The 23553-nt window shown below is 42.3% G+C and carries 27 protein-coding genes, 1 tRNA gene, 1 other RNA gene and 2 pseudogenes; 21 read left to right on the forward strand and 10 right to left on the reverse strand.

Features of this window, described 5'->3' with window-relative positions; translation table 11 throughout:
• Positions 1-228, forward strand: a 228-nt coding sequence (locus ACFINR_RS06820) for a hypothetical protein (protein WP_375653598.1), incomplete at its 5' end; no start/stop codon positions are given.
• A 2130-nt stretch (positions 229-2358) separates the two neighbouring features.
• Here ACFINR_RS06820 and ACFINR_RS06825 read toward each other — a convergent pair.
• A complete protein-coding gene (locus ACFINR_RS06825; RefSeq protein WP_375621509.1) occupies positions 2359-2928 on the reverse strand; it encodes a hypothetical protein in 570 nt (189 codons plus the stop codon).
• Positions 2929-3032: 104 nt separating this feature from the next.
• Between ACFINR_RS06825 and ACFINR_RS06830 the strand changes: the two genes are divergently transcribed.
• Genes ACFINR_RS06830 through ACFINR_RS06845 form a run of 4 tightly spaced genes read left to right on the forward strand, consistent with a single transcriptional unit; the run spans position 3033 to position 4842 of the window.
• The gene (locus ACFINR_RS06830) at positions 3033-3209 is read left to right on the forward strand and encodes a hypothetical protein (RefSeq protein WP_375653601.1); all 177 of its coding nucleotides are present in this window, start codon (positions 3033-3035) and stop codon (positions 3207-3209) included.
• 34 nt (positions 3210-3243) lie between these two features.
• The gene (locus tag ACFINR_RS06835) at positions 3244-3573 is read left to right on the forward strand and encodes a hypothetical protein (RefSeq protein ID WP_375653604.1); all 330 of its coding nucleotides are present in this window, start codon (positions 3244-3246) and stop codon (positions 3571-3573) included.
• Positions 3574-3588: 15 nt separating this feature from the next.
• Complete coding sequence (locus ACFINR_RS06840; RefSeq protein ID WP_375653607.1) at positions 3589-4257, forward strand: hypothetical protein; 669 nt, start codon at positions 3589-3591, stop codon at positions 4255-4257.
• A 24-nt stretch (positions 4258-4281) separates the two neighbouring features.
• Entirely contained in the window at positions 4282-4842 is a 561-nt protein-coding gene (locus ACFINR_RS06845; RefSeq protein WP_375653610.1) for a hypothetical protein, read from the forward strand.
• Here ACFINR_RS06845 and ACFINR_RS06850 read toward each other — a convergent pair.
• Together ACFINR_RS06850 and ACFINR_RS06855 are read right to left on the reverse strand one after the other, a co-directional pair.
• The gene (locus tag ACFINR_RS06850; protein WP_375653614.1) at positions 4833-7202 is read right to left on the reverse strand and encodes a toprim domain-containing protein; all 2370 of its coding nucleotides are present in this window, start codon (positions 7200-7202) and stop codon (positions 4833-4835) included. The two genes, ACFINR_RS06845 and ACFINR_RS06850, sit on opposite strands and share 10 nt — an antisense overlap.
• 101 nt (positions 7203-7303) lie before the next feature.
• Positions 7304-7537, reverse strand: a complete 234-nt coding sequence (locus ACFINR_RS06855; protein WP_375653675.1) for a hypothetical protein — start codon at positions 7535-7537, stop codon at positions 7304-7306.
• 201 nt (positions 7538-7738) lie between these two features.
• Here ACFINR_RS06855 and ACFINR_RS06860 point away from each other — a divergent pair, with 201 nt between their 5' ends.
• Positions 7739-7975, forward strand: coding sequence for a hypothetical protein (locus tag ACFINR_RS06860; RefSeq protein ID WP_375653617.1), 237 nt, complete (start codon positions 7739-7741; stop codon positions 7973-7975).
• Positions 7976-8229: 254 nt separating this feature from the next.
• On the opposite strand, the gene ACFINR_RS06865 is transcribed toward ACFINR_RS06860, so the two are convergent.
• Positions 8230-9300, reverse strand: a complete 1071-nt coding sequence (locus tag ACFINR_RS06865) for a DUF1376 domain-containing protein (protein WP_375631892.1) — start codon at positions 9298-9300, stop codon at positions 8230-8232.
• A 415-nt stretch (positions 9301-9715) separates the two neighbouring features.
• Between ACFINR_RS06865 and ACFINR_RS06870 the strand changes: the two genes are divergently transcribed.
• The 8 genes from ACFINR_RS06870 (at position 9716) to ACFINR_RS06905 (ending at position 13882) form a co-directional block, all read left to right on the forward strand.
• Positions 9716-10033 (forward strand): XRE family transcriptional regulator, encoded by a 318-nt coding sequence (locus tag ACFINR_RS06870; RefSeq protein WP_375631890.1) that lies wholly within the window; start codon positions 9716-9718, stop codon positions 10031-10033.
• Positions 10034-10345: 312 nt separating this feature from the next.
• Positions 10346-10735 carry a hypothetical protein gene (locus tag ACFINR_RS06875; protein ID WP_375631888.1) on the forward strand — a complete coding sequence of 130 codons (390 nt, stop codon included), beginning with the start codon at positions 10346-10348 and terminating at the stop codon, positions 10733-10735.
• 2 nt (positions 10736-10737) lie between these two features.
• Positions 10738-10926, forward strand: coding sequence for a hypothetical protein (locus tag ACFINR_RS06880; protein ID WP_375631886.1), 189 nt, complete (start codon positions 10738-10740; stop codon positions 10924-10926).
• A gap of 36 nt (positions 10927-10962) precedes the next feature.
• Positions 10963-11247 (forward strand): hypothetical protein, encoded by a 285-nt coding sequence (locus ACFINR_RS06885; protein WP_375631884.1) that lies wholly within the window; start codon positions 10963-10965, stop codon positions 11245-11247.
• 253 nt (positions 11248-11500) lie between these two features.
• Complete coding sequence (locus ACFINR_RS06890; protein WP_375653621.1) at positions 11501-11701, forward strand: hypothetical protein; 201 nt, start codon at positions 11501-11503, stop codon at positions 11699-11701.
• 571 nt (positions 11702-12272) lie between these two features.
• Positions 12273-13037 carry a lambda exonuclease family protein gene (locus ACFINR_RS06895; RefSeq protein WP_375653624.1) on the forward strand — a complete coding sequence of 255 codons (765 nt, stop codon included), beginning with the start codon at positions 12273-12275 and terminating at the stop codon, positions 13035-13037.
• Between the two features lie 200 nt (positions 13038-13237).
• The gene (locus ACFINR_RS06900) at positions 13238-13486 is read left to right on the forward strand and encodes a hypothetical protein (RefSeq protein ID WP_375653628.1); all 249 of its coding nucleotides are present in this window, start codon (positions 13238-13240) and stop codon (positions 13484-13486) included.
• 240 nt (positions 13487-13726) lie between these two features.
• A complete protein-coding gene (locus ACFINR_RS06905) occupies positions 13727-13882 on the forward strand; it encodes a hypothetical protein (RefSeq protein ID WP_375640867.1) in 156 nt (51 codons plus the stop codon).
• Positions 13883-14439: 557 nt separating this feature from the next.
• On the opposite strand, the pseudogene ACFINR_RS06910 reads toward ACFINR_RS06905, so the two are convergent.
• Together ACFINR_RS06910 and ACFINR_RS06915 are read right to left on the reverse strand one after the other, a co-directional pair.
• Positions 14440-14679, reverse strand: a pseudogene (locus ACFINR_RS06910) (DnaJ domain-containing protein); the annotation flags it as partial.
• A 228-nt stretch (positions 14680-14907) separates the two neighbouring features.
• Positions 14908-15465 carry a hypothetical protein gene (locus tag ACFINR_RS06915; RefSeq protein ID WP_375631876.1) on the reverse strand — a complete coding sequence of 186 codons (558 nt, stop codon included), beginning with the start codon at positions 15463-15465 and terminating at the stop codon, positions 14908-14910.
• A 494-nt stretch (positions 15466-15959) separates the two neighbouring features.
• On the opposite strand from ACFINR_RS06915, the gene ACFINR_RS06920 reads away from it, so the two are divergent.
• Entirely contained in the window at positions 15960-16103 is a 144-nt protein-coding gene (locus tag ACFINR_RS06920; RefSeq protein WP_375653631.1) for a hypothetical protein, read from the forward strand.
• Between the two features lie 269 nt (positions 16104-16372).
• A complete protein-coding gene (locus ACFINR_RS06925) occupies positions 16373-16561 on the forward strand; it encodes a hypothetical protein (protein ID WP_375653634.1) in 189 nt (62 codons plus the stop codon).
• A gap of 720 nt (positions 16562-17281) precedes the next feature.
• Here the strand turns inward: ACFINR_RS06925 and ACFINR_RS06930 are convergent.
• Positions 17282-17356 (reverse strand) — tRNA-Thr (locus tag ACFINR_RS06930).
• A 176-nt stretch (positions 17357-17532) separates the two neighbouring features.
• Here ACFINR_RS06930 and ACFINR_RS06935 point away from each other — a divergent pair.
• From ACFINR_RS06935 to ACFINR_RS06955, 5 genes and pseudogenes are all read left to right on the forward strand, one after another.
• A complete protein-coding gene (locus ACFINR_RS06935) occupies positions 17533-17685 on the forward strand; it encodes a hypothetical protein (RefSeq protein WP_375607050.1) in 153 nt (50 codons plus the stop codon).
• Between the two features lie 176 nt (positions 17686-17861).
• The gene (murA, locus tag ACFINR_RS06940; RefSeq protein ID WP_375613603.1) at positions 17862-19157 is read left to right on the forward strand and encodes a UDP-N-acetylglucosamine 1-carboxyvinyltransferase; all 1296 of its coding nucleotides are present in this window, start codon (positions 17862-17864) and stop codon (positions 19155-19157) included.
• Positions 19158-19229: 72 nt separating this feature from the next.
• Positions 19230-19558: pseudogene (locus tag ACFINR_RS06945) on the forward strand (UDP-N-acetylglucosamine 1-carboxyvinyltransferase); the annotation flags it as partial.
• Between the two features lie 241 nt (positions 19559-19799).
• Complete coding sequence (locus ACFINR_RS06950) at positions 19800-20384, forward strand: helix-turn-helix domain-containing protein (RefSeq protein ID WP_375613601.1); 585 nt, start codon at positions 19800-19802, stop codon at positions 20382-20384.
• A gap of 171 nt (positions 20385-20555) precedes the next feature.
• Entirely contained in the window at positions 20556-21020 is a 465-nt protein-coding gene (locus tag ACFINR_RS06955) for a helix-turn-helix domain-containing protein (protein ID WP_375653638.1), read from the forward strand.
• Positions 21021-21358: 338 nt separating this feature from the next.
• Here the strand turns inward: ACFINR_RS06955 and ACFINR_RS06960 are convergent, their stop codons facing one another.
• The 3 genes from ACFINR_RS06960 to ssrS form a co-directional block, all read right to left on the reverse strand.
• Positions 21359-22180, reverse strand: coding sequence for a TIGR00282 family metallophosphoesterase (locus ACFINR_RS06960; protein ID WP_375613599.1), 822 nt, complete (start codon positions 22178-22180; stop codon positions 21359-21361).
• 18 nt (positions 22181-22198) lie between these two features.
• Positions 22199-22804, reverse strand: a complete 606-nt coding sequence (locus ACFINR_RS06965; protein WP_375653665.1) for a 5-formyltetrahydrofolate cyclo-ligase — start codon at positions 22802-22804, stop codon at positions 22199-22201.
• 343 nt (positions 22805-23147) lie between these two features.
• Positions 23148-23308, reverse strand: a non-coding RNA gene (ssrS, locus tag ACFINR_RS06970) — 6S RNA.
• Positions 23309-23553: the final 245 nt, after the last annotated feature.

Raw genomic sequence — 23553 nt, forward strand, 5'->3', positions numbered from 1 at the left:
CTGCCTTATGAGGGTTTGGCAGTTTCCGTTGAGGGGAAGGATGCACTCTTTTTGAAGGCTGGAGTGCATCCTCTTATGGATTGGATACTGCCTTATGAGGGTTTGGCAGTTTCCGTTGAGGGGAAGGATGCACTCTTTTTGAAGGCTGGAGTGCATCCTCTTATAGATTGGATACTGCCTTATGAGGGTTCGGCAGTTTCCGTTGAGGGGAAGGATGCACTCTATTGAAGGCGCGGAGTGCATCCTTTCCATGGATTGAATGCACTCTTTGGAGGCTAAAGTGCATCCATAGGGAAAGGCATATTCCATAAGAAACAGAGATAACAAAAAGATTTGTTTTTATATTTTTATTGATAGGTTGCTGTATTTGCGAGGGCTATTCATTCTTTATTCTCAATATTTAAGATGATTATGTGATAAGGGTTGTTCGTCAATACAATCGTAAAAGACGCTGATGTATTTTTATAAAAATTGAGATATTTTTGTGCCTTTTTCTTGTTTTTTTTGTGTTTACACAAGATATGCACGGCTTTTCAACAGTTTGTTTTTTTAGCTTTGCTAATGGCGATGGCGTTGGCTAAACACTTCAATTGTTTTAACTGCTTCAATACCGCCTTAAAAAACAGTGCTTTATAATATGACAAAATAAGCTGTATAACTTTTGATTCTTAAGCGATGCTAGAAAAAGGGGAATGTTAGGAGAGATGTTGTCTATATTCTTAGTTTATCTCTTAAGGTAGGAAGATTAACATACTTTCTGGATCTATTTTTATTTGGCCGGATCTATTTTTATTCGGTTTGACGGTTAAAGAGCAATATCTGAATGGAATCACACTTGTCTCATGTTTTTATCTTCACGCTTTAGATTTTTTCTCATAGGGATTTTGTTTTTAATGGGGGATTTTGTTTTTTAATGGGAGTTTACGCGACTCACATAAAACAGAATGTTCTAAATAGAATATATTTGTGTTGCACATTTACCTACTTGTTTAAAAACATTATGTGATCTTATCATCACAATTATATTGGTGATTGGAGATATTGGTAAATCTGATAATGGAGAAATCTCTTGTGAAGTGGATAAGCCTTTCTTTAAATTCTCATAAGGAAAAGCCAGCACATTATCATACTATTCGCGCCTCATATGATGACAGCCTTTGGCTCTTGAGCGTGTTCATAAGAGGCATTTTGATTCTTTATCTTTGAAATCTTTGAAGTGCGTTATTTCATATGTCTCTCATGTTTGTAATGTGGAAAAGACAAGGTGTTGATTGATGCAACATGAAATAAATTTAAAATGAGAGAATCCCTATGATATCTGCGTCTCTTAATTTTATATGGATAACGGGATATGATGATTATAAATCAATATGTTGTCGTGATACATCAACCTGTTGGGGGGCGATAAAGAAAGTTATCCAATAGTTAAGTCATTCTGTTATGTCGTAAAACACGGTCATTTGAGGTTTGGTGATATGAAGCAAGCTTCCTTGGATATGTTTTAAGTGTTTTTTTAAGGGCGTGGTGAATTTTTGAGACAGAGCAAGCTTCTGTTGCGCCTTGAGTTTAGCTGAAAAACCTGAATGGAAGCCAAGAGTGAATGGAAGCCAAGAGGGAAGTGTATCCAAGCTGTTTGTAAATCAGATTGAGTTAAGAATCTTTGTTCTTTGAGAATGAAACGCAAGTCAATTTGACAAAAGAATGATCTATTTTGCGGGTAGACCTTATGGAGGAATATAACAAAGCTCATAAGGAAGTGATTTAAGACAATACAGTCATAAAAAAGTACAGTTATAAAAAAAAAGTCCTCCGTCGCAATTAGAGGACCAAAAAGCAGGAGAATTTTAACATTGACTCGCAGGACGTGTCAAAAAAGAATAAATTTAAAAGGCCGTACTAAATACAAAAAAATCATACTTAAAGAACCTACCATATTATAATTAGCAGAGAATTGAAAAAATAGCAATATAAAAAATACTTTTTACAAAAAATTTTGTCATTTTGCATTAAAACTTAATACTTTTTTCAATTGAATATTTGTTTTAAGACTCGATATTAATTAAACTATATTTAAAAATATTATGATACATGCAAGCATCTTGATAATATTCTTCAATCAAAAACGAATTAAGAGCCCCTCATGATTATAGGACTGATATGGGAGAAGGCTTTTTGTTTTTAAGAGTGTGGGGTGTATCTTAAGTATGTGTGGGGGGGTGAAGTATTGTCCTTTTGGGTGGGGGCAAGGTAATGAAAATGGAGGCGAGAGCTGCTGGATGCTTGAGCCCGTGTGGGGGAGGTTTCTTTAGAGGGGGCGGGGGCAACATGGGAGGCCGCTTAAAATGGCGAGGAGGGGGATTATTCAAAATGTTTATGGTTTGCATATCCCCAATGAAATGCGAGCAAGTCTAAACAATCTCGTAAATGATCGGCAAGAGAGTTTTGTTTGCGTTTTGAAGAACTTAATTCTTTTATCGCTTGTCCATGGCCGATAACGCGTTCAAGCAGTGAATAGCCAAGAATCCCCAGTTGAACTTTGATTGTTCTTAAATGATTGGAGGCTTCTATTTGACGTTCAATAGGGTGTGTGTACCCTTGGCTACAGGAAACCTTTTCACGGGTGTAGTCAAGGCTCATGTGGAGATCGGCTTGGCTTTGACGCCAGTAAAAATAAAAACGTTCTGCCGCTTTATATTGGGCTTTGCTGAGATGTCCTTTCGCATATAAAAGTGCAATGGGATGGCTTTGTGCATTGGCAATGGCATTGATGGTGCGCGGGTTGCTGGAACTTTCTCGATGATTGGGTTTAAAATAAGGATTACGCGTTTCAACAGGGATTTCTTGCGTCTTTAAATGACCAATGTGCTTTTCTTGATTTTGATGATCAAGCGGGCAGGTTTGCATATTTTTTTTCTGCTTATGGGTCATAGCATCTCCTTAAAAATTTTAATTTTGCTTCTCGTTTTTAAAAAAATGTTGCTTGCTCTAGGCAAAAGAGGGGGATGAGAGGAAGACATGTGTTGGAGTGTGCCGTGTGGGTATGCGCTCTTGGGGTGACTTGGACTGTTGCGCTTGTGTGTGGGAGCCCCATGGATTTGGTTCTTGAAAAGAGGGGTGTTTTGTCGCATGGTGGATTTTCCTTGAATGACTTGATGGGGGAATGGCATGATGTTGCGCGGGCTTTTGTCTTTGAAGGGATTGGTGTTTAGCTGTATTGTAGCCTATGTCTCTGTGGCTGTTTATGTGGAAATGAAGGCTCTTGGGATGACGTGGGGCGTATTTTTACGAGCTATGGCGTTTTATGGCATTCCCGGTATTTTCCTTATGTTGGGTTATGAAGTAATGCAGCGGCGTGGTGTAACGAAGGGTTTGTTCCTCAAGATGGTGTTGTTGAGCTTCATTTTGGCTGCTGTCTCTGATTTTATTTATAAGCAAGCTGAGCATTTGAGTTTGGCTCAGGTGTGGTTTTCAAACAAGTGGGTGTTTTATGTCCTTTTGGGCTTTGTCCTTGCTCTTATTTATAGAGGGGCAAGGCGTCTTGGGTTTAGGCTTTCATTCTTTGAAAAGGATTGATCTTTTGCTGCATTTTTGGCATGGTCTCTGATTTTTGCTTATGAAGGAGCGGGGCGTATGGTGGTTGCGCGGGACATATTTTTAAAGGGGCTGGCGTTTTGCTGCGTTGTTGGCATGGTCCTTGGTTTTGCTTATGAAGATGCGGGGCGACCGGCTATTACGTGGGAGGTGTTTTGGCAGGGGGTGGAGCTTTCTTGTATTGCTGGAGCTGTCCTTTGTTTTATTGTTGTGGGAGCAAACAGTAGAACTGTATCGTGGGGCGTGTTTTTGAAGGGGGTGGTGTTTTGCACCATTGCTGTAGTGGTTCTTGGCTTTGCTTATAAGGGAGCGAAGCGTTTTGATATATCATGGGAATTTTTAGTGATAGGAGCGGTGTTTGTTGCATTGCTGGCGCTGTCCTTGGTTTTGCTTATGAGGGTGCGGGGTAAATGGATATCGCGTGGGGTGTGGTGCTTCAAGTGGGTGGTGTTTTCTTGTATTATTGGCACTGTCGTTGGGTTGGCACATGTGGGAGTAAAGCATATGGGCTGGAGCACGCATTGGTTCTTGAACAATGGGGTGTTTGTGAGCAGTGTTGGATTCGTTCCTTTTTTTGTTTTGGAGGGGGTACGGTGTGTGCGTGTACTGTTGGGATGGTGCTTAAAAAGAATGAGCATTTTTCTTTCCCACGGGCATGGTCTTTGATGTTCTTTCTGTGAGGGGTATGTGATGTCGAACGATTTGTTTTTTTTGCTGTTGTTGGTGTTTTCCTACCTTTTTATTGTTGTCGTTATTGGTACTTATAAGCTTTCCAAGCGCTTCGATATTCCGTGGTGGCGAGCGGCGTTTTATTGTATTTTTGGTGTTTCCCTCTTTTTGAAGGAAGTGCTGTTTTATTGCATTTTAGGAGTCGTCCTTTTTTTAGCTCTTGAGGGGATGGAGAGTATGGACATACCATGGGGACTTCTGTCCTTGATAGGGATCGTGTTTGCTGCACTGTTGGAGTGGTTCTTAATTTTGCATATGAGGGGGCGGCGAGATGGGGTGGTGACGCGTTGTTTGTGGTTATTGAAGGGGGTGGTGTTTTGCGCCGTTGTTGGAGCGATCTTTTTTTGTTTGCGTTTGGGAGCAGAGAATCTAGGGTTGAGCAGGCTTTGGTTCGCGAAGGATTGGGTGTTTTTCATCATTTGTGGATTGATCCTTCCTGTTGTTTCTGTGGGAGCAAGGCGTGCGCGTTTGAAAGCGGAGGCGTTTTTAAAGAGAGTGGGGTTTATGGGGTATTACAGATAACGTCGAGGGAATGATTGTTCAAAAGAACAGCGATAGCGGTAGGTTTGGGGATCAAACCAAAGCCCTATTTTGCCTTCAAAATCACCAGAACGTTGTTTGGCAATATTCATAATAACGCCTGGGCGTTTTGCTAAATCTGCTTTTTCTTGTGCTAGAGAGGCGGCAAAGATTTTATCTTCCAACGACCGATTGCGCCAAATGGTGATGATGTTAAAGGCATTGGCGCCAATTTCTGAGGCGCCTTTAATGTCTTCTGTGCTGGGGATATCTTTATCCAGACCACCTTTGCGGGCATGGGCGACAAGGTGGATGTGCACATTGTTTAAAACAGCCCAATCAACCATTTTATAAACGGCTTGTTCTTGTCTTGCATAATCATCAGAGGCAATGCCAAGCCGCATCAAACTGTCGATGATAAATTGATCGCAGCCATAGCGCGCACGACAATAGTCAAAGACTTCAAGCAAGGTGTCAACGCTTGATTTGCCAACATGTTCATAAAGAATAAGCCCATCGTCTAAAAAATGAAGAATCCGTTCAATCGTTTCTTTTGTAGGCTGTTCTAAGCCGCCCGTTTGTTTGGTTAAACGGCGAAGCGATTGTTCTCCTTTCATTTCTAGAGACGCTAAGCAAAGGCGACTCTTTTGTGCAATCCAATGGGGAATACAGTCTGATAATAATTGGCTTTTACCTGCACCACTCGCACCGCTCCAGAGCGTTAATTCTGCTGGGCGGAAATGCAATTTGTCCTTCAGTTTAGGATAGGGAACCGTATAACCAAGATGTTTTTCAGGCTCTGGCCAAAAAAGCCCAATCACTTGATCTTTATAGTCTGAGGCGCGCCGTAAACCTTCTGGGGCAAAGCTTTGTGCTGAGGAAAAGGCGGCTTTTATGGTGGCTTTATCGATCCCTGCGGTTAAACAGTCATTGGCATCTTTGCGAGGTAAACGGACACGGTAGCAACGGTGGCGTCCAAGCCTGCTGGCAATCTCACGGGCTGCTTCTTCTCCGGGCGGATCCATATCGGTGGCTAAAAAAATCGTTTCAAAAGATTCTAAATGATCAAATTCATTTTCAATCCAGTTGTGTTTTCCTCCACTGCCTCCTCCAAAGGGAACAGAAACCGCCGGATATCCATAGGCGGCTAAGGATAGCGCATCAATTTCTCCTTCAGTGATAACAATGGTACGGTTTGTTGAAGAAAGAATGGGAAATGGCGCCTGTGTGGAGGCGTGGTTGGTTGAGGGTACCTGCTGAGGTGTGTGTTGGGGTGCCTGCTGGGGCGCCTGTGTGGAGGCGTGGTTGGTTGAGGCGGTGTTTTGGGGCACGTGTGGGGCGTGGTTGGTTGAGGGTACCTGCTGAGGTGTGTGTTGGAATGCTTGCTGAGGTGCGTGCGTGGGTGCCTGCTGGGGTGTGTGCGGGGATGCCTGTGTGGAGGTGAGGTTAGTTGAGGCGGTGTTTTGGGGCGCCTGTGTGGAGGCAGTGTTTTGGGGCGCTTGTGTGGAGGCGTGGTTGGTTGAGGGTACCTGCTGAGGTGTGTGTTGGGGTGCCTGCTGGGGCGCCTGCGTGGAGGTGAGGTTAGTTGAGGCAGTGTTTTGGGGCGCTTGTGTGGAGGCGGGGTTGGTTGAGGGTACCTGCTGAGGTGTGTGTTGGGATGCCTGCTGAGGTGCGTGCGTGGGTGCCTGCTGGGGGGTGTGCGGGGATGCCTGTGTAGAGGCGGGGTTGGTTGAGGCGGTGTTTTGGGGTGCCTGCTGGGGCGCCTGCGTGGAGGCGTGGTTTGTGGGGTAAAGGGCTTGCCAACCAAATAAAATCGGTTCACATTGGGAGGCTGTTGGTTTGGTTTTTGCTCCCGTTTGCGCAAGCCGTTCTTTGACTAAAGCAAGGGTGCCGTCGGGTTTATAAAAGGGGAAAATGATTTTTTTGCCATTTTCTCCTATGCGGTAACGCTTTATAATTTCTAGAGGAATGCGGCGTTCTTCGTGGAGATAGGTTTTTACAAGATTCTGCGGGCTCTGCCCTGTAGGAACCGGTGGACGGCGATAGGAACGATGGGGCGCCATAAAGGGTTTGGGGCGTGTCAGATTGAGAGTCGCGCGTGCTTCTTCTAAGGCTTGAGAAAGGCTAATGCCTTTGACTTCACACCAAAGGTCTAAAAGATCTCCTCCTGTGCTTTCTGCAAAATCATACCAAAGTCCTGCTTTACTACCACTCAAGCAAATCGATAAACTTTGACCAGCTTCACCACGTGTGTTGCCTACAATCCAATTGTTACCTCGTTTGTGCCCTTGGGGAAGAAGCATTTCTGCTATTCTATCTGCTTGTGAGATAAGTTTTTGTTTGATTTCAAAAATTGTGCTCATGGTCATTCGTGATATTATTTTCGTTTTTCTCAAGATGTGAGAAGTGAGGACTCTGTTTTTGCTGTTCTCACCGTTTGATCTGATCGTAAAGTCTCGTGGTGCTATGGGGCTTGCCAGTTTACTTTGAGAGCTTCTTTGCCGCTCTTTTCTTGCCAATAGTTGCGAAACTTCTTGGCTTGCCAATGGGCTTGACTCTCACTCAAACCTTTTTGAAATGGCTGTGTTGATGTTTGTTTGCCAAGAGCATGGGAAGTGGCGCCTTGAGAAAAGGAGGAACGCGGAAAGGAGGAAGGATGCAAGAAGGTGGGGCGGATGCCTGTGAGGGTGTGGTGCATGTTGGAGTGTCCTGTTGGGGGGGTGTTGGGGCATGAGTTGGGGTGCCTGTGTGGAGGGGTGTTTTGTTACCAAAGAGTTTGCTTTTCATTGAAGTTTTTTGAAGCTGCTCTGTTGATGTTTGTTTGCCAAGAGCATGGGAAGTGGCGCCTTGAGAAAAGGAGGAACGCGGAAAGGAGGAAGGATGCAAGAAGGTGGGGCGGATGCCTGTGAGGGTGTGGTGCATGTTGGAGTGTCCTGTTGGGGGGGTGTTGGGGCATGAGTTGGGGTGCCTGTGTGGAGGGGTGTTTTGTTACCAAAGAGTTTGCTTTTCATTGAAGTTTTTTGAAGCTGCTCTGTTGATGTTTGTTTGCCAAGAGCATGGGAAGTGGCGCCTTGGGAAAAGGAGGAAGGTGGAAAGGAGGAAGGGGGTGAAAGAAGGGCGGGGTGGATATGCCTGAGGGGGTGGTGCATGCTGGAGTCCTGGTGTATTGGGGTGCATGTTGGGGTGTGTATGTTGGGGTGCCTGTGGGGGTCTTTTGCGTGGGGAAAACGCTTTTGTGATGAGAGCAAAATGGTCGATGTTGACGCGTTTTGCTGTGTGAATCGCCTATCCAAATGTTGTTTTGCCGCCTTTTGTTTTGTCCGATGCTGTTGTGGTTTTGAAGCATTTTTGTCCCCGCGCTTGCTTGAAAAATACGTTGTTTGTGTGATGTCAAAAATTGTCGTTATAGTTGATCAAACTGCGGTAAAGCGTGTCATTGTTCTCAGAGGTAAAAGATGAGGAGCTCCTTTGTTTTTGCTGTTCTTGCCGTTCGATCTCACGGCGAAACCAGTTGCGCCATGTGGCTTGCCAGTCTACTTTGAGAGCTTCTTTGCCGCCTTTGGCTTGCCAATAGTCGCGAAACTTCTTTTCTTGCCAATGGGCTTGGCTTTCACTCAAACCTTCTGAAACTGCCGCCTTGATGTCTGCTTGCCAATGCTCAGGAAGACGATGCCCTTTGGTAACTGAGGTTGTGGTTTTTTTGTTGGAAGAAGGAGGGACGGAGGTAGGAAGATTGCTGGGAGGAAGAGTGGTGGCAGATTTTGTTTTTTCCCCCGTGACAATTTGCGCGATAGGGGCGGGAGTGAACTCGGCTTGGGGAGCGTTTAAAGGGGAGGCGTTTTTTTGCTCCGCTTCTGCTTGGGCAGGCAAAGGGAGAGGTGAATCAAGAGCCGATAAGGGTGATGGATGATCGCTTTGTTCAAAGTTCTCTTCGCAGGAAAAACAAGGTTCTGTCTCATCAAACAAAATTTTCTTTTCTAAAACACCGTAAGGTGTTTCCTTTTCTTCTGCCTTTTGAGCTTTTGAGTTTTGTGCAACATCTTTTGGACTTTCGTTAAGCAGTTGTTGCATCTCTGCATTGATTTTCTTGCGTTTTTTTGCCGAAGAACGACCCGCAAAGGATTTTTGTTCAAGCAATTTTTCACGCTCTTGAAAAACATTTTCGCAACGCTTGTTCCATAATCCATTGGCTAAATTTAAAATCTTACCCTCTTGGATGAGCATCTCTAAAACATTAACAAAAGTTCGCTTGTCACAACCACAAAGACGCGCTAAACGTTCTTTCGATATTTCTAAAGGTCGGCCACGGGCATACATTTCATTGAGAAGAATCGTATAGATTCCAATTTCGTGTGCGCGCATCCCACGTACACCTCCTAGAAAGTCATTTTGATACCAACAAACATATGGAAGCCTAGACGATTCATAATGAGGAGTTTCTTGTTGATTAGCGTATTTCATACTGCAATCTACTTTCTTCTTTTTTATACATTTTTATTGATGATAAAAGCTCAAATAAGGATTTAACTTGTGTTGTTTTTGGCTCTGTTCGATGATGACTAGAGGCTTCTTTACGATGCTTATAAATGATTGGCTGTGCTTGAAGCGCATGCAAACTTACGGTTTAAGATTGCGGTGATGGAAAAAATAAAGAATACCACACATTCTCAACGTACTTGCTTTTGGGCAGAAGCTTTGGAGGTGGTCTTTTATATCCGGTAGGGTGGTTAAAGTGTTTTTATGATCTAAAAATAAAAAAAATTCCCCCTAAAAAGTAAAATTTGTTTCCTTAATTTTATCCTTTTTAGAGGATAATGCAAGCCCGTTTTATAAAAAGGACGTGTTTTTTTAAAAAGACGCGCTATATGGTGAAATTATGAATATCGATGGTTGGCGTCAAAGATTAAGAATCGCTTTGGAAAAAAGTGGGCGGTCAAAAAGATCTATCTCCCTCGCTGCCGGTAAAGGCGCGGGGTACCTTCATTCTATTCTTTCTGAAGGAAAAGAACCAACAATCGAATCTCTCTCGCGAATTTGTCACGAAATTAATATCAGTATGAATTATATTCTTTACGGGAAAGGGGCTAGCCCTGAAGATAAAGAATTTATAGAGCTTATTTCGAAACTCTCTCCGCAAGAGAGACAGGCGATTTTGACTCTTTTGCGGCGACCAATTGGCGAAGCTTCAAAATAACTTCCTTCTGTGCTTTTGAGTCAAGGCGACTCCAGTGTTTTATTAATATTATGTCACTCATTTTATCTCTCCTGTGTGTTTATAATTGCAATTTTGTAAGAACAAATAGAGAACAACAAAGGGGCATGAGAGGAACAAAGAATAATAGATTTTTCTTTACATATGTCATTTGAACCCCGTAGATATTTAAAATATATCTTTTATGAAGGATAAAATGGTTGACATCTCTCCTATAGAGGATATAAGACTAACGCTATATTTAGTCTTGTCAAGACAAGGCTATGCTTTATCAACTATCTAAAGGGGGAAATCATGAAAAATATTTCATTCGTTAAAGAGGATGAAATCATTGTCGTTTTATGCGAAGAGGAAAATCCTTGTACTTATGAAGGACCAATCGACGAAATCGAAGAAGTGCTCGAACTGATTGAAGAATGTGAAACTGTTTATAGAGTTTTACGACTCGATCTGACAACTTCTCATGCTGAAGATGTTACGGAACAAATCGCTGATTTTTATGTCGAAAATCATGAAATGAATGAAGAAAATACACAATTGCAGCCCTTCATTTTGAATAGTGAAGCTTATCATGCTTGTTTAAATGAAAGAGCGGCTTGCGATTATGAAGATAATCTCTATGGCTCTTATGAAAAACAGCATCGTTTACGCCCATGTGATGTCTTGACAGATTATTGGTGGTAAACATGCCAAGTTATCTCAAGACTTCGTATCAAGGGTTTCCACTTTATTATGCTGGCAACACGCGAAATTTAATCAGACTCGAACCACAAAAACACAACGCTATACTTTTTATATCGCAAGAGGTGGCTCAGTCTATGGCAAAAAAATTGGAGGAAGAATATTGCCGCCATGATTTTTCCGTCGTGCAGTAGCAGGGTTGAAAAAAGAAGCCGCAATGATGGGCCCAAGTGCTTTTTCATTGCGGTGACAATGGTGTGCGTTATGCTTTCGTTCTTGGGGGGGGGAGCTTAGGGGAGCCGCTTGGGGGAGAGCTTTGCGGGGATTTTCTTAGCCGATATGGAAAGGGGGGGCATGAAGAAAAGAGCCCTATATATGGGGAATTGCGGACGCTTGTGTGGGGGGGGAAGTTGCCGGCTGGTTCATTGGGGGATAAGGCAATGAAGGGGCAGCGGGTTATCCAGTGGGGTTGGAGTGATATGAAAGCATGCTGGAGAACAAAAATGAAGGCTTAGGGGGAAGAGAAGCAGCAGTACAGACAGGTTCCAACCTATAAAAAGGCACGTTCAAGGGGAAAGAGCCGGTTTTTGTGTTTTTGCGGCACGCAAGTAGGGAGCTTGGAATGATACGTAAAGCATGCTGGAAAATGGAAGGAGGTGTTTGACGGGGGAGGTCGTTAAAGCTTGTTTAGACATATTGGGACAATGGGGGTCTTCTGGGGGTTTTTGTGTTGAGTGCTGGGGGAGAGCGCCGCAATGATGGGCCCATGTGCTTTTTCATTGCGGTGACAATGGTGTGCGTTATGCTTTCGTTCTTGGGGGGGGGGACGACTTGGGGGGCTTAGCTGATATGGAAAAGGAGGGGATGAGAAACTTGTGGGGAGGAGGGATGTTGGGGGGAAGCTTGTTGGGGAAAATGTTGGTGGTTGGCTGGTTAAGAGGGAGGACGAGTGGGGGGAGGAGAGCTTGAAGCGTATGCAAGGCATATGCTGGAGGGGAGATATGAGGTGTGGAAAAGGGGCAGCCGTATAGCGTTGAGGAGATGTCAATCTTTAAAAAAAGTTCCGTGTAGGGGGAAGGAGTAGAGTGTTGGAGGAGGGGGGAAAGTAGAGGGCTTGGAGCGCAGGGAGTGCAAAGAGCTTGGATATGAATGTGAAAGCATGTTGGGAAATGAGGGAAGGTGTTTGAGAGGGAAGAAGAGGAAGAAGCTATGGGGGCGCGGTTCTGACCGTTTTTGTATTGAGCCTTAGGGGGGCAATGATGGGCGAGAGGTTTTTTTATCGGGGAGAAAATATCACGCGTTATGCTTTCGTCTAGGGGGTGCGCCGCTTGGGAGGGGCTTAGCTGATATGGAAAAGGAGGGGATGAGAAACTTGTGGGGAGGGGGATGTTGAGGGGGCGTTTCCAAAAGCTTTTGTGATTTCAGCAGCACAATATTTAAGGATGCTGTCATTCTTAGTGGGGAATGCATCTTAAAAGATATGAATGTTTCAAAGAGAATATGTTGCAAAAAAAGCACCTTAAAGAAGGGGAGAAATACTATGCCAATCATTATCGATTGTATTCAAGGAACAGAGGAATGGCAGAAAGTGCGTAATGGTTTGATTACGGCTTCTTTGTTTGAGATGGTTATGGCGCAAAAAAAACAAGGGCAAAAAACGTCACGCTATCAGAGTGTGATGATGAAATTGGCGGGAGAAAGAATTACCGGAAAAACCGTTGATGAAGGGGCAACACTTTCTATGCGACGTGGGACTGAATTAGAACCAAGCGCGCGACAGCTTTATGGGAAACTGACACATACAGAACCTGAATGTATTGGCTTTGTTTTGGCTGATGATCGCGGACAAGGATTTTCTCCCGATGCTTTTGTTGGAAAAAATGGATTGTTGGAAATTAAAACAAAAAAACCTGAAATTTTAATTCCTCATTTCATGCAAAAGGGCTTTCCAGCAGAACATAAAGCACAATGTCAAGGAGGGTTATGGATTTCTCAACGCGAATGGGTGGATTTAATGCTCTATTGGCCGGATATGCCTCCTTTGATTAAACGGGCTTATCGTGATGAAGCGTATATTTGCAAGCTTGAAAATGAAATTAGCCGTTTTAATGAGGCTTTGGAGAAGATGGTACAGCAAATTAAGAGTGTTGGGACAGGTTTTCATATAAGAACAGAAATTGCTTTGAAGGAGGGGGAAGAAAGGGTGCTTGGAATGAAGACAAAGCGTATGCTGGAGGGGAAAACGAGAATGAGACGGGGTGGGAAGGGATCTTGTGTAGCGTTGAGGAGAGGCAAAGTTCTATAAAAAGGAAAGAGCAGAGGGAAAAGAGCTGGTTTTTGTGTTGGAGGAGGGTGCCAAATAAGGGGGCGCAGGGAAGCAGGGAGCATAGCGAACTTTAGGGGACAGGAATGTGAAAGCCATGGTGGGCAATGGGGGGAAAGGGTGCTTGGAGCGCATGCAAGACGTATGCTGGAGGGGAAAGCGAGAATGGGGAGTAAGGCTAAGTGTTCAGAGATATGGAGGCTGTGATTTTGGGTGCTTTTGTGGTGAGTGTTGGGGGGGGGAGCCGCAATGAAAGGGCTGAGTTGCTTTTTCATTGTGGTGACAATGGTGTACGTTATGCTTTCGTTCTTGGGGGGAGAGAGCTTTGCGGGGGCTTGGGGGATTTTCTTAGCCGATATGGAAAAGGGGGAGATACGCGGCTTTGGGAAGAGAAATGTTGGAGCGGGATGAGGAGGAAATGGTGGGGATGAAGGGGGCAGGTCGTTATCCTGTGACTTGGAGTGACACGAAAGCATGCTGGAGAACAAAAATGAGGTTTAGGGGGGAGGGAAGCAGCAGTACAGACAGGTTCCAACCTATAAAAAGGCACGTTCAAGGAGGAAAAGAGCCGGTTTTTATGTTTTTGCGGCACGCAAGTAGGGAGCTTGGAATGATACGTAAAGCATGCTGGAAAATGGAAGGAGGTGTTTGGCGGGGGAGGTCGTTAAAGCTTGTTTAGACGTATTGGGACAACGGGGAGCTTCTGGCCGCTTTTGTGTTGTGCCGTGTTTGGGGGCGCGATGAAAGTCCCCCATGATGGCGAAGTTGCCGGACAAGTGCTTTTTCATTGGAGAGGAAATGGTCCTTGTGGTACTTTTGTTCATTAAGAAAGAGTCGTTTGAGGGGCGTTTTTTAGCCGATATGGGAAAAGGATGTAGGGGCATGAGAAAAAGTCTGTGTGGAGTCAAGTGGGCTTATTGGGGGAAAGATTGGGGGGCGGGTTGTGGAAAAAATAGAGGGGTGGAGGAAAGGGGAGAATAAGAAAAGAACGGATAGAGACATTATAATCTTTATGTTTTTCTACACTACTTTGTTATAGAAAATCAAAAATGACCACACCTTGTGAATTCACTGTGGGGCTGATCTTAAAGCTCTTCAAAAGCACTGATCAATAGATACTGCTCCATATAACTTTGATAAATGATATTAGTATGATCCCGAAGATAAATGCACCAATATTTACCAAATATCCTTTTATACTGATGAAAATTAATAACCCTATACTTATTATTCCTAGTGGTATATTCCACGTAAAAAACGAAATTATATAACACATTATAGGTATTATTCCACAAATAATGAAAATTACATTCATGATACTACCAATTACATGCTCGGTATTATCTTGTCGTCTGTTCTCTTGCTTTCTACTAATTTCAGAAGCCTTGTCATTATCTTTAAAAGTTTTATGATAGAACTGATTGTAAGCAGCTCTCTTTTGAGGATCTTTAAGAACTTCATAGGCTTCACAAATTTTTCTGAATTTTTGTTCTGCTTCGGTACTAGAATTATGATCAGGGTGGTATTGCAGAGCTAATTTACGAAAAGCAGATTTTATCTGTTTATCGTTGCATGCGTAGCTTACACCAAGAATTCCATAATAATCGTCTTCATTTACTATCATTAAATACAGCCACTTTGTGTATTGCTCTTATTTTATAAGATCGTTTAATTGATCTCTTTTGAATGTATCAACATGTGTTATTTTTATGTTATAAATATGGTGAAAATTGTATTGAGTGGCATGGCTGTACTTGGGGCTATTGTCTCTAAATGAGAGGAGATACAGTTCAAAACGCTTAAAAATGCAGGGTGTTTTTAATATTTTAGAAATATTTTTTACAAAAATAGATTAAAAGAGAGACGATAAATCAAATGTAAAAGGGACGGCAATAATAGCCAAGGTTGTCATTATTGTAAATAAACAGGCAGGAACCTTAAATCTAAAACGCCAAAGTAAACTTATGGGAACAGACATTATCGTTGTTATTACGAATGCTACGATAAACCATTGCAGGAATAAGTTCATTATATTAATTTCATTATTAAAACGATTTTGATTAAGACGATTTTGTTTTAGTTCTTCCTCTGAAACACAATCGATAATAGAAACGCCATAATAAACAGGAAATTTTCCACCTGGACAAGCGCTAACAGAAAATTGTTCAAGCTCTAACCATTCTCTTTCGCGTTCTTTTTCTAATAGCTTCTTTTTTATTTTCTGTCTTATATATTCTTTGGAAATACAATTGATCGGAGAAGTACTTCCAACAAAAAGACCATCTGTTGTACATCCACTCGTTGTATGATGCGTGAATAAAACAGTGCTTATTGCTATAGCGAAGAAAATAAAGTGTTTAAACAGAGGGTATTTATTGTCGTTTGTTTCTGATGAGCTTTTATAAGTCATTTCTGTTAAATAAATCAATATGTGTTATTTTTGTGTTGAAAATATACGTAAAAACGTATTTAATAAAAATGGTTATAATGATCATAATGTGTCTAAATAAAGGTGTGGTACTGGCTAAAACCCCGCATATGTGGGGTTTTAGCTTATTGGAGGAGGTATGACAGCAGAAAATATGCAGAAAATATAAGGGGATCTGTAGCCAAAATAGTTGTCCTAGGGTGGGGAGAGTAGGCAATATCCAAAATACTCCAAATGAAATATACTTGTTGTTGTACATTCACGCACTTGTTTTAATAAAGATATCTCGCTCTAAGCTCATTTCACAGCCATTTTATGCCGGCGTTCATAAATTTCATACTGGCGCTTGTGAATAATATCGTGAGGGGTATAACGGTCAAGCCCCGTAGATTATAAACCCCAGAGGTTATAAAACCCTGTAGATTATAAACATTGCGCACCCTATCTTACTTTATGAAAAAGTAAGTTGGTACTATTTGGGGCCCGTTGCCAAAATTGCGGCATGGGCTGTAGCTCTTGAGACGATTCATAATCTCGTTTACTGGGAGGCTTCTTACGAAGAGATATGCTTTTCTTGGAAAGTTTCTCGCCATACGGATCTTTCTGCTTGTGAACTGTAAGCGAAGAGGGGTGATTGATTTCAATAGAACAGAGGGAGAGAGCTTTTCGCTCTTGGGGCTCTTATGCAAGACGAATAACGCTATCCGTATCAATCAAAGTATTCGTATAAAAAAGATGCGTGTTGAAAGAGGGAGGCTTAGAGCACGTGGAAAACCATAGTGTATAAAATTGGTAATGAGGGATCTTCTTTGAAAAGGCAGGCTCTCAATTTTCTGCCATATGGGATGTCTAGTATATGGGGATGCCTGTCATATGAGATGTCTGTTATATGAGATGTTTGCCATATGGGATGTTTGCCATATGGGAGCGTGGGGTGCTTAGTGAAAGCTTTATTGAGGGGGATTTTATCACTGTTTGTTTTTTGCTTTTGGTAAGGGGTGGGGAGAATGGGAAAGGCGTTGAGTTGAGAGGAGGTTCTGGAAATGGCTCTGTTAGATCTGTTGTAAATGACGAATAGGATCGATGAAGCTTATTCTAATTTTTAGAGGGAATGCTTGTGTTGCTTGAGGTGGATAGAGAGGCTAGAAAGATAAGATTATTCATTTTGGGGCGGATAAAGGTATCAATGGGATATGTTTAAACAATGAGTTTATAATAATTCATTATTGAGATTTAATTTGAATTTCAATGAGAGCCCGAAATAGTGTGAGATGTTCTTATTTCAACCCTTCTTATTCAGACGCTCTTATATTGAATCAAGTAAAATCGTTTATTTGCATATTACAAACAGGGTGAGCTTGTGGGGAAAAATATTCAAGAAATAAAATATTGAAAAAATAAAAATGCCTATACCGTCTCAAGTGCTAAGAGTTGTTGCAATAGTGAGGCTTGGCAAAGAGAAGGAGTAAAGGGGGACAATCTTACAGAAATGAAAGAGAGGGAGAGGCAAGAAAAGGGGAGGGGCAAGGAAAGAGAGGGGAGGCAAGGGGTGGGGGGATATTCTTTGGGGGGCGGTCAATTTCAAAAGCCGTTCGCAAAGCATTTTAGAGATTAAGCGTGGCATTGAGGCTCTTGATTTTGAAGCCATTGATTTTGAGGCTACTGATTTTGAGGCTATTGAAGCGCATGGTTTAAAGGATGGAGGATTTGATGAAGCCGATGAAGGTTGGGGGAAAAGATTTAGGCTTATAGGGAAGACTTATAAGGGCAAGAAGAGAGAGGCAAAAGAAGAATAAAATGGTGCTGCGAGAGAGGATTGAACTCTCGACCTCTCCCTTACCAAGGGAGTGCTCTACCACTGAGCTACCGCAGCCCTTTTCAATCTTTGCGCTGTCTTGTGCCATATTGTCAGAAAATAGGCAAGAGAACATTTGTATATTCTTGCAAGAAAACGTATCTTATGTCATGACATATGTTTCTTATATGCTTAAATATTTAAGGTTATGAGTTGCTTGGATAGAAGCTCAACACTGTTTAAAAGGTTGCGCAATGACACAAATGCATCAAAAACAAAAACAAAATGAAATTAATCATCAAGATGAAAAAGCAAAACGACGTCAAGAAAGATTGGCACAACAATTGCGTCAAAACCTGAAACGTCGAAAAGAGCAAAGCCGAAAAAGAGCACAACCAGAACTCTAAAATGCAAAAAGCTCTAAAATGCAAAAAAATGTTTTTTAGTAAATTTTTGCAACCAAACTTCTCAATAATTTGTTCTCATAGTTAGAATGCGTTCTAAAACGATTAATAAAGCATAACTTCCCGAAGGGGGATAATCCTTTGGAAGGGCAGGCACAAAGGAAAAGAGGGAAAACACGATGGATTCTATTCAAATTGTTGGGGGAGAAAAACTTCAAGGAACAATTCCTATTTCTGGGGCAAAAAATGCTGCATTGCCTCTTATGATTGCGGCGCTGCTTACAGAAGAAACGCTCACTTTAGAAAATATTCCGCATCTGGCCGATGTTGAATTGCTTATTCGTATTCTCAATAATCATGGTGTTGGATATGCCGTTGATGGACAAGAGTTTAACGATGAATGTGTGAATTCAAGAACAATTCATTTTACGGCGCAAAAAATAGCTACAACACGGGCACCATACGAACTGGTGAAAAAAATGCGTGCAAGCTTTTGGGTTATCGGACCTCTGCTTGCACGATGCGCAGAGGCTTATGTTTCGCTTCCTGGAGGATGCGCTATTGGAACAAGACCTGTCGATTTTATCCTTGAGGGACTTAAAACTTTAGGCGCACAGATTACTATCGAAAATGGATATGTTCATGCAAAAGCGCTAAAGGGGTTAAAAGGTGCTCACTATCGTTTCCCTAAAGTCACTGTTGGTGGAACCCATGTGCTGCTGATGGCGGCGACAATGGCAAAGGGAACAACCACTCTTGAGAATGCGGCTTGTGAGCCAGAAGTGACAAATCTTATTCGAACCCTGAATGCTATGGGGGCTCAAATAACCGGTGAAGGAACAACAACGCTTACAATTGAAGGGGTTAAAAAACTCAACGGTGCTAGAGTACGCGTTATTGCTGATCGAATCGAAGCGGGAACATATGCAATGGCTGTTGCTATGACGGGAGGAGATGTCTTTCTTAAAAATGCAAATCCTAATCATCTCACAAAAGTGCTTAAGGTGCTCCAAAAAACAGGACTCGAGATTCAAATAGAACCTCAAGGAATTCATATTAAGCGAAATCCAAAGAACACCAAAATTATGCCCGTTGATATTAAAACAGGACCTTATCCTGCTTTTCCAACTGATCTCCAAGCGCAATTCATGGCGCTCATGACACGGGCTGAAGGAATCGCGCATATTACAGAGACGGTTTTCGAAAATCGTTTTATGCATGTTCAAGAACTCAATCGCTTAGGGGCACAGATAAAGCTTGATGGGCAGACGGCAACTGTCTATGGAACAGAGAATTTGCAAGGGGCTCCTGTCATGGCGACGGATTTGCGTGCTTCTGTTTCTCTTGTGATTGCAGCATTGGCAGCAAAGGGAGAAACAATCGTCAATCGTGTTTATCATCTTGATCGTGGATTTGAGAGATTAGAAGAAAAATTGGCTCGTTGTGGCGCAAAAATCCAACGTATCACAGTGTAAAGCTTTCAAAGATATGCTCCAAAGAATGGCTTTGAGAGGTTGCTTGGGGGGTGGCTGTTGTGTGGGCGGCATGCTTTCATGACACGGGGTTGAGGGAAGCGCGCATATTACAGAGACGGTTTTCGAAAATCGTTTTATGCATGTTCAAGAACTCAATCGCTTGAGGGCGCAAATAAAGCTTGATGGGCGAGAGGGCAACTATCTCATGGAACAGAGAATTTGCAAGGGGGGCCTCATCATGGCGACGGATTTGCGTGCTTGTTGTTTCTCTTGTGATTGCAGCATTGGCAGCAAAGGGGGAAACAATCGTCAATCGTGTTTATCATCTTGATCGTGGATTTGAGAGATTAGAAGAAAAATTGGCTCGTTGTGGCGCAAAAATCCAACGTATCACAGTGTAAATCTGTAAGATGTCTCTCAAAAATGGCTTTGGGAGGGGGTGATATGTTGTTAGGTGTGCTTTTGGGAGGCTTGATCTCAAAAATAAAGGGTTATTAGTCCTCTCAATAAACGTGGGTTTTATTTCATGGTTTTGGAGTTTTTACGAGCGGGCATAAAAGTTTGAGAGGCGGGTGGGGCTCATAAAACAAACAAATAGAGACTGTTTTTAAATTTTATTGCTAATTTCATGAAATTACTTTATTGGTAAGAGAATGTTTTGGTCGTCTACGCAGCGATCAACAGGGAATGAAAGACCCTAAACTTGAGACACGTATTTATCCAGCTTTATGGATATCCCGGATTTCCGGGAGCTTTTGTTATGTCCAGGTGCTCTCTAGCACTAAAAGCAAAAGGCTGAGTCAAGTTTCAGCTCTTTCAACTCCCGGAATACCAATGCGAGGGCGCTCGCAACCGGCAGGGGAGCTTGAAGTGAAAGCTAAAAATCCACACTTTAACGACATTTCGATAGGCAGAAAAATTCGCTTTAAAAGAACAATGATCGGAATGTCGCAAAAGAAATTAGGCAGCCAGTTAGGTGTGACTTTTCAACAAATCCAAAAATATGAAAAAGGCTCTAATCGTATAGGAGCTGGGCGTTTACAAGAAATTGCTGATATTCTCAATGTTCCCATTTCTTTTTTCTACTCCGATCTCTCGACAAAAGAAAATGCCTTGTATTGCTGTGATGAAGGGATCGCAAGTAAAGAAGAGCACATCCTTTTGAAAAGTTTTAGAGAGCTCAAACCTCAAAAACAGAAAGCAATTTTGTGTTTGATTGTCTCATGAGATAAAAACACTGTTTTAATTTTTATTGCTGGTCTCCAGAAATTATTTTATGAACAAGCACCAAGGTTCTCGTCGTATAGTGTGGTTGAATGGTGGAACCCAAAGCCTGAAAATCCAAGATGAAACATTAGCCTGCTTTATAAGTATCGCGAGATTCCGGGAGTTTTTGCTATGTCCAGGTGCTCTCTAGCACTAAAAGCAAAAAAGCTGACTGAACTCAGTGTTTTTGACTCCCGGAATACGCATAAGAGGCGCTCGCAACCGGCAGGGGAGCTTGAAGTGAAAGCTAAAAATCCACACTTTAACGATATTTCGATAGGCAGAAAAATTCGCTTTAAAAGAACAATGCTGGGAATGTCGCAAAAGAAATTAGGCAGCCAGTTAGGTGTGACTTTTCAACAAATCCAAAAATATGAAAAAGGCTCTAATCGTATAGGAGCTGGGCGTTTACAAGAAATTGCTGATATTCTCAATGTTCCCATTTCTTTTTTCTATACGGATCTCTCGACAAAAGAAAACGTCTTGTATTGCTGTGATGAAGGGATCGCAAGCAAAGAGGAGCACATCCTTTTGAAAAGTTTTAGAGAGCTCAAACCTCAAAAGCAAAAAGCAATTTTAAGATTAAATTTTCGTTAGAATCAAAAAAAAGATTAAAGAGGCTCTTGCTAAATAATAAATTATTATATAAAGCTTTTTCTAGAGAAGGGGGTTAACATTTCTCCTCCCCCCCCCCCGCAGAAATGTCCAAATAAAACCTCCTTCTCATCGTTTTAAAAATCACGAAAAATTTTATCCTTTATCCTTTATTTTTTTTAAAGAGTGACTTATTTGTGCTAGAAAAGTTGCTGTATTAGGCAAATTGGAGGGTGGGGTGTTTTTAGGATTTGGGAAGGGCTGGAAAAGTCGTCTTGCCAAATAGAGTTCTCAAAAGGAAATCTTGGAAAGAAACTATCAAAGGGGTGGCTTAAAAGAAGCTACCAAAAATCCGGAACTTCAGGCTTTAAATGAGGACCAATCCGTACCGCCGAGACCTTTTCTGCTAAACCTGTGCGATCTGAAATCTCAACCGCTAAACCACAAAGGGTGGCGGGACCACATGCCGGTTCAAAACGATCTTGCTTCGTCTTATAAAGAAAACGGTGTAAGGGTTCTTCTTTATCCATTCCAAGAGAGGAGTTATAATCTCCACACATGCCTGCATCTGTTAAATAGGCGCTCCCACCTTCTAAGATCTGCGCGTCAGCCGTGGGAATATGCGTATGTGTGCCAACGATAACACTTACACGACCATCAAGAAAATGGCCAAAACATTGCTTCTCGCTTGTCGTTTCTGCGTGAAAGTCAAAAATAATCGTATCGGCTTGCTCCATCAACGAACAGGCAAGCAGAATATTTTCCGCTGTTTCAAATGGATCTTCTACTTTACACGGCATAAAAACGTTGCCCAACAGATTGGCGACAAGAACACGGGCGCCATTTTTTGCCGTAAAAACACCAGAACCTTTTCCAGGAGTTTCTTTCGAAAAATTGGCAGGGCGTAAAAAACGATCACTCTCATGGGCATACTGCAATGCTTCTTTGTGAGAAAAAGCATGATTACCTGTGGTGACAACATCAACACCGGTTATCAAAAGATCTTGATACGTTTCTTGTGTGAGACCAAAACCACCAGAGGCATTTTCACCATTTACCACAACAAAATCAAGCTGCCATTTCTCAATCAGTTGAGGAAGGTGTTCAAAAACAGCTTTACAGCCTGTGCTACCAACAATGTCACCTAAAAATAAAAAACGCATAGGCGCTTTAATCACATTTTAACATTTTAAGAAACCTTTTTCTGTAAAAATTCCTTGTACCTGTAGATCATGTTCTGCTGCGGGAATAGAGGAAACCTCCTGACATGAAAATCCTATGCCCCATAATGTCATTTGATGCCCTTGTTTTTCAAGAGCTGCAACAGCACGGTCATAGTATCCTCCTCCATAGCCAAGACGGTGACATTGACGATCAAACGCAGAAAGCGGAACAATAATATTATTGGGGGCAACAACGTCATTGTCTGCACCCGGACCAAAGGTGCCAAAACGCATGGGCTCTAAAATTGTGCTGGGCGAAAAGGCACGGAAAATCATGGTGGTGGAATCAAGAACTGCTGGTAAGGCTAAATGCCCACCGCGTAACGCTACAGCATCCAGTAAAGGACGCGGGTCAATTTCCGATTTAATGGGCCAATAGCCTGCTAAAATGAGGCGTGAAAAATCGGTTCCCTTCTTTTCAAGGTATTCAATAAAGTGGCAACAAGCACGCTGCGAAAAGAGTGCACGCTCTTCTGTTAAAAGAGCATCACGACGCGATAAACCGTTTTTGCGTTGCTGTGTGCGAAGGGATGAAGCAGATTCACAGAGGGGATTATTTGTCATTGTCTCGTCAATTGTTTTATAAGATGCTGGTATTTTATCCATTGTTGGCGTTTTGTAAATCTCTGTATGGACAAGAGCTGTGCTCATGAAAAAAAAAGCATGAAAAAAAGTGTGTGCTCTTTAGGGGGTATTTTGGTGCGACAAGCCGCTTTTGCGTTGCTGTGTGCGAAAGGGGGAAGCAGATTCATAGAGGGGATTATTTTGTAAGTGCTGTCTGTTTTATAAAATAAAGCTTATCGTAATTTTTATTTCTTGAAAAGAGAATATCGTCATTGGTCTTATGTAAAAGGACGCTCTCAATTTTAGCTGGAAAAATTTGATGTAAAAAAGTTATATAAATAAAGGGTGATCCACAACAGCCGATGGAAAAAGCTGATCCCGGGAACCTATACAAATAGGTGGGCGCCATATGAAAAAGCCCACGGGCTTGATCAGGGACAGCTCCCTTGGAGATCATTAAGGTCTCAGGAATACGTTATTTCCTGTCGAGAAGCGCAGAACACCCTCCTTAATATAAAACAATTTCAGAGTTTCTGCTAGGGATAAAATAACCTCGCTCTCTTCTTTTTCATAAAGTATTTCAGGAGAGTTTTTATAACCTTGCTGGTGGTTGCTCGAAATGGCTGTATGATGGATGGCTTATTCAAAGTAAAAAAGCAAAAAATATGAGTGGGGGTGGGTGATTGAGTGACGCAGAACGGTTTATTGGCAATGGCTTGATTGGCTCTTTTGGGACAGTACTTGATTTT

It is taken from the genome of Bartonella sp. AP19HLJMH (genome assembly GCF_042196245.1).
Lineage (GTDB): Bacteria > Pseudomonadota > Alphaproteobacteria > Rhizobiales > Rhizobiaceae > Bartonella.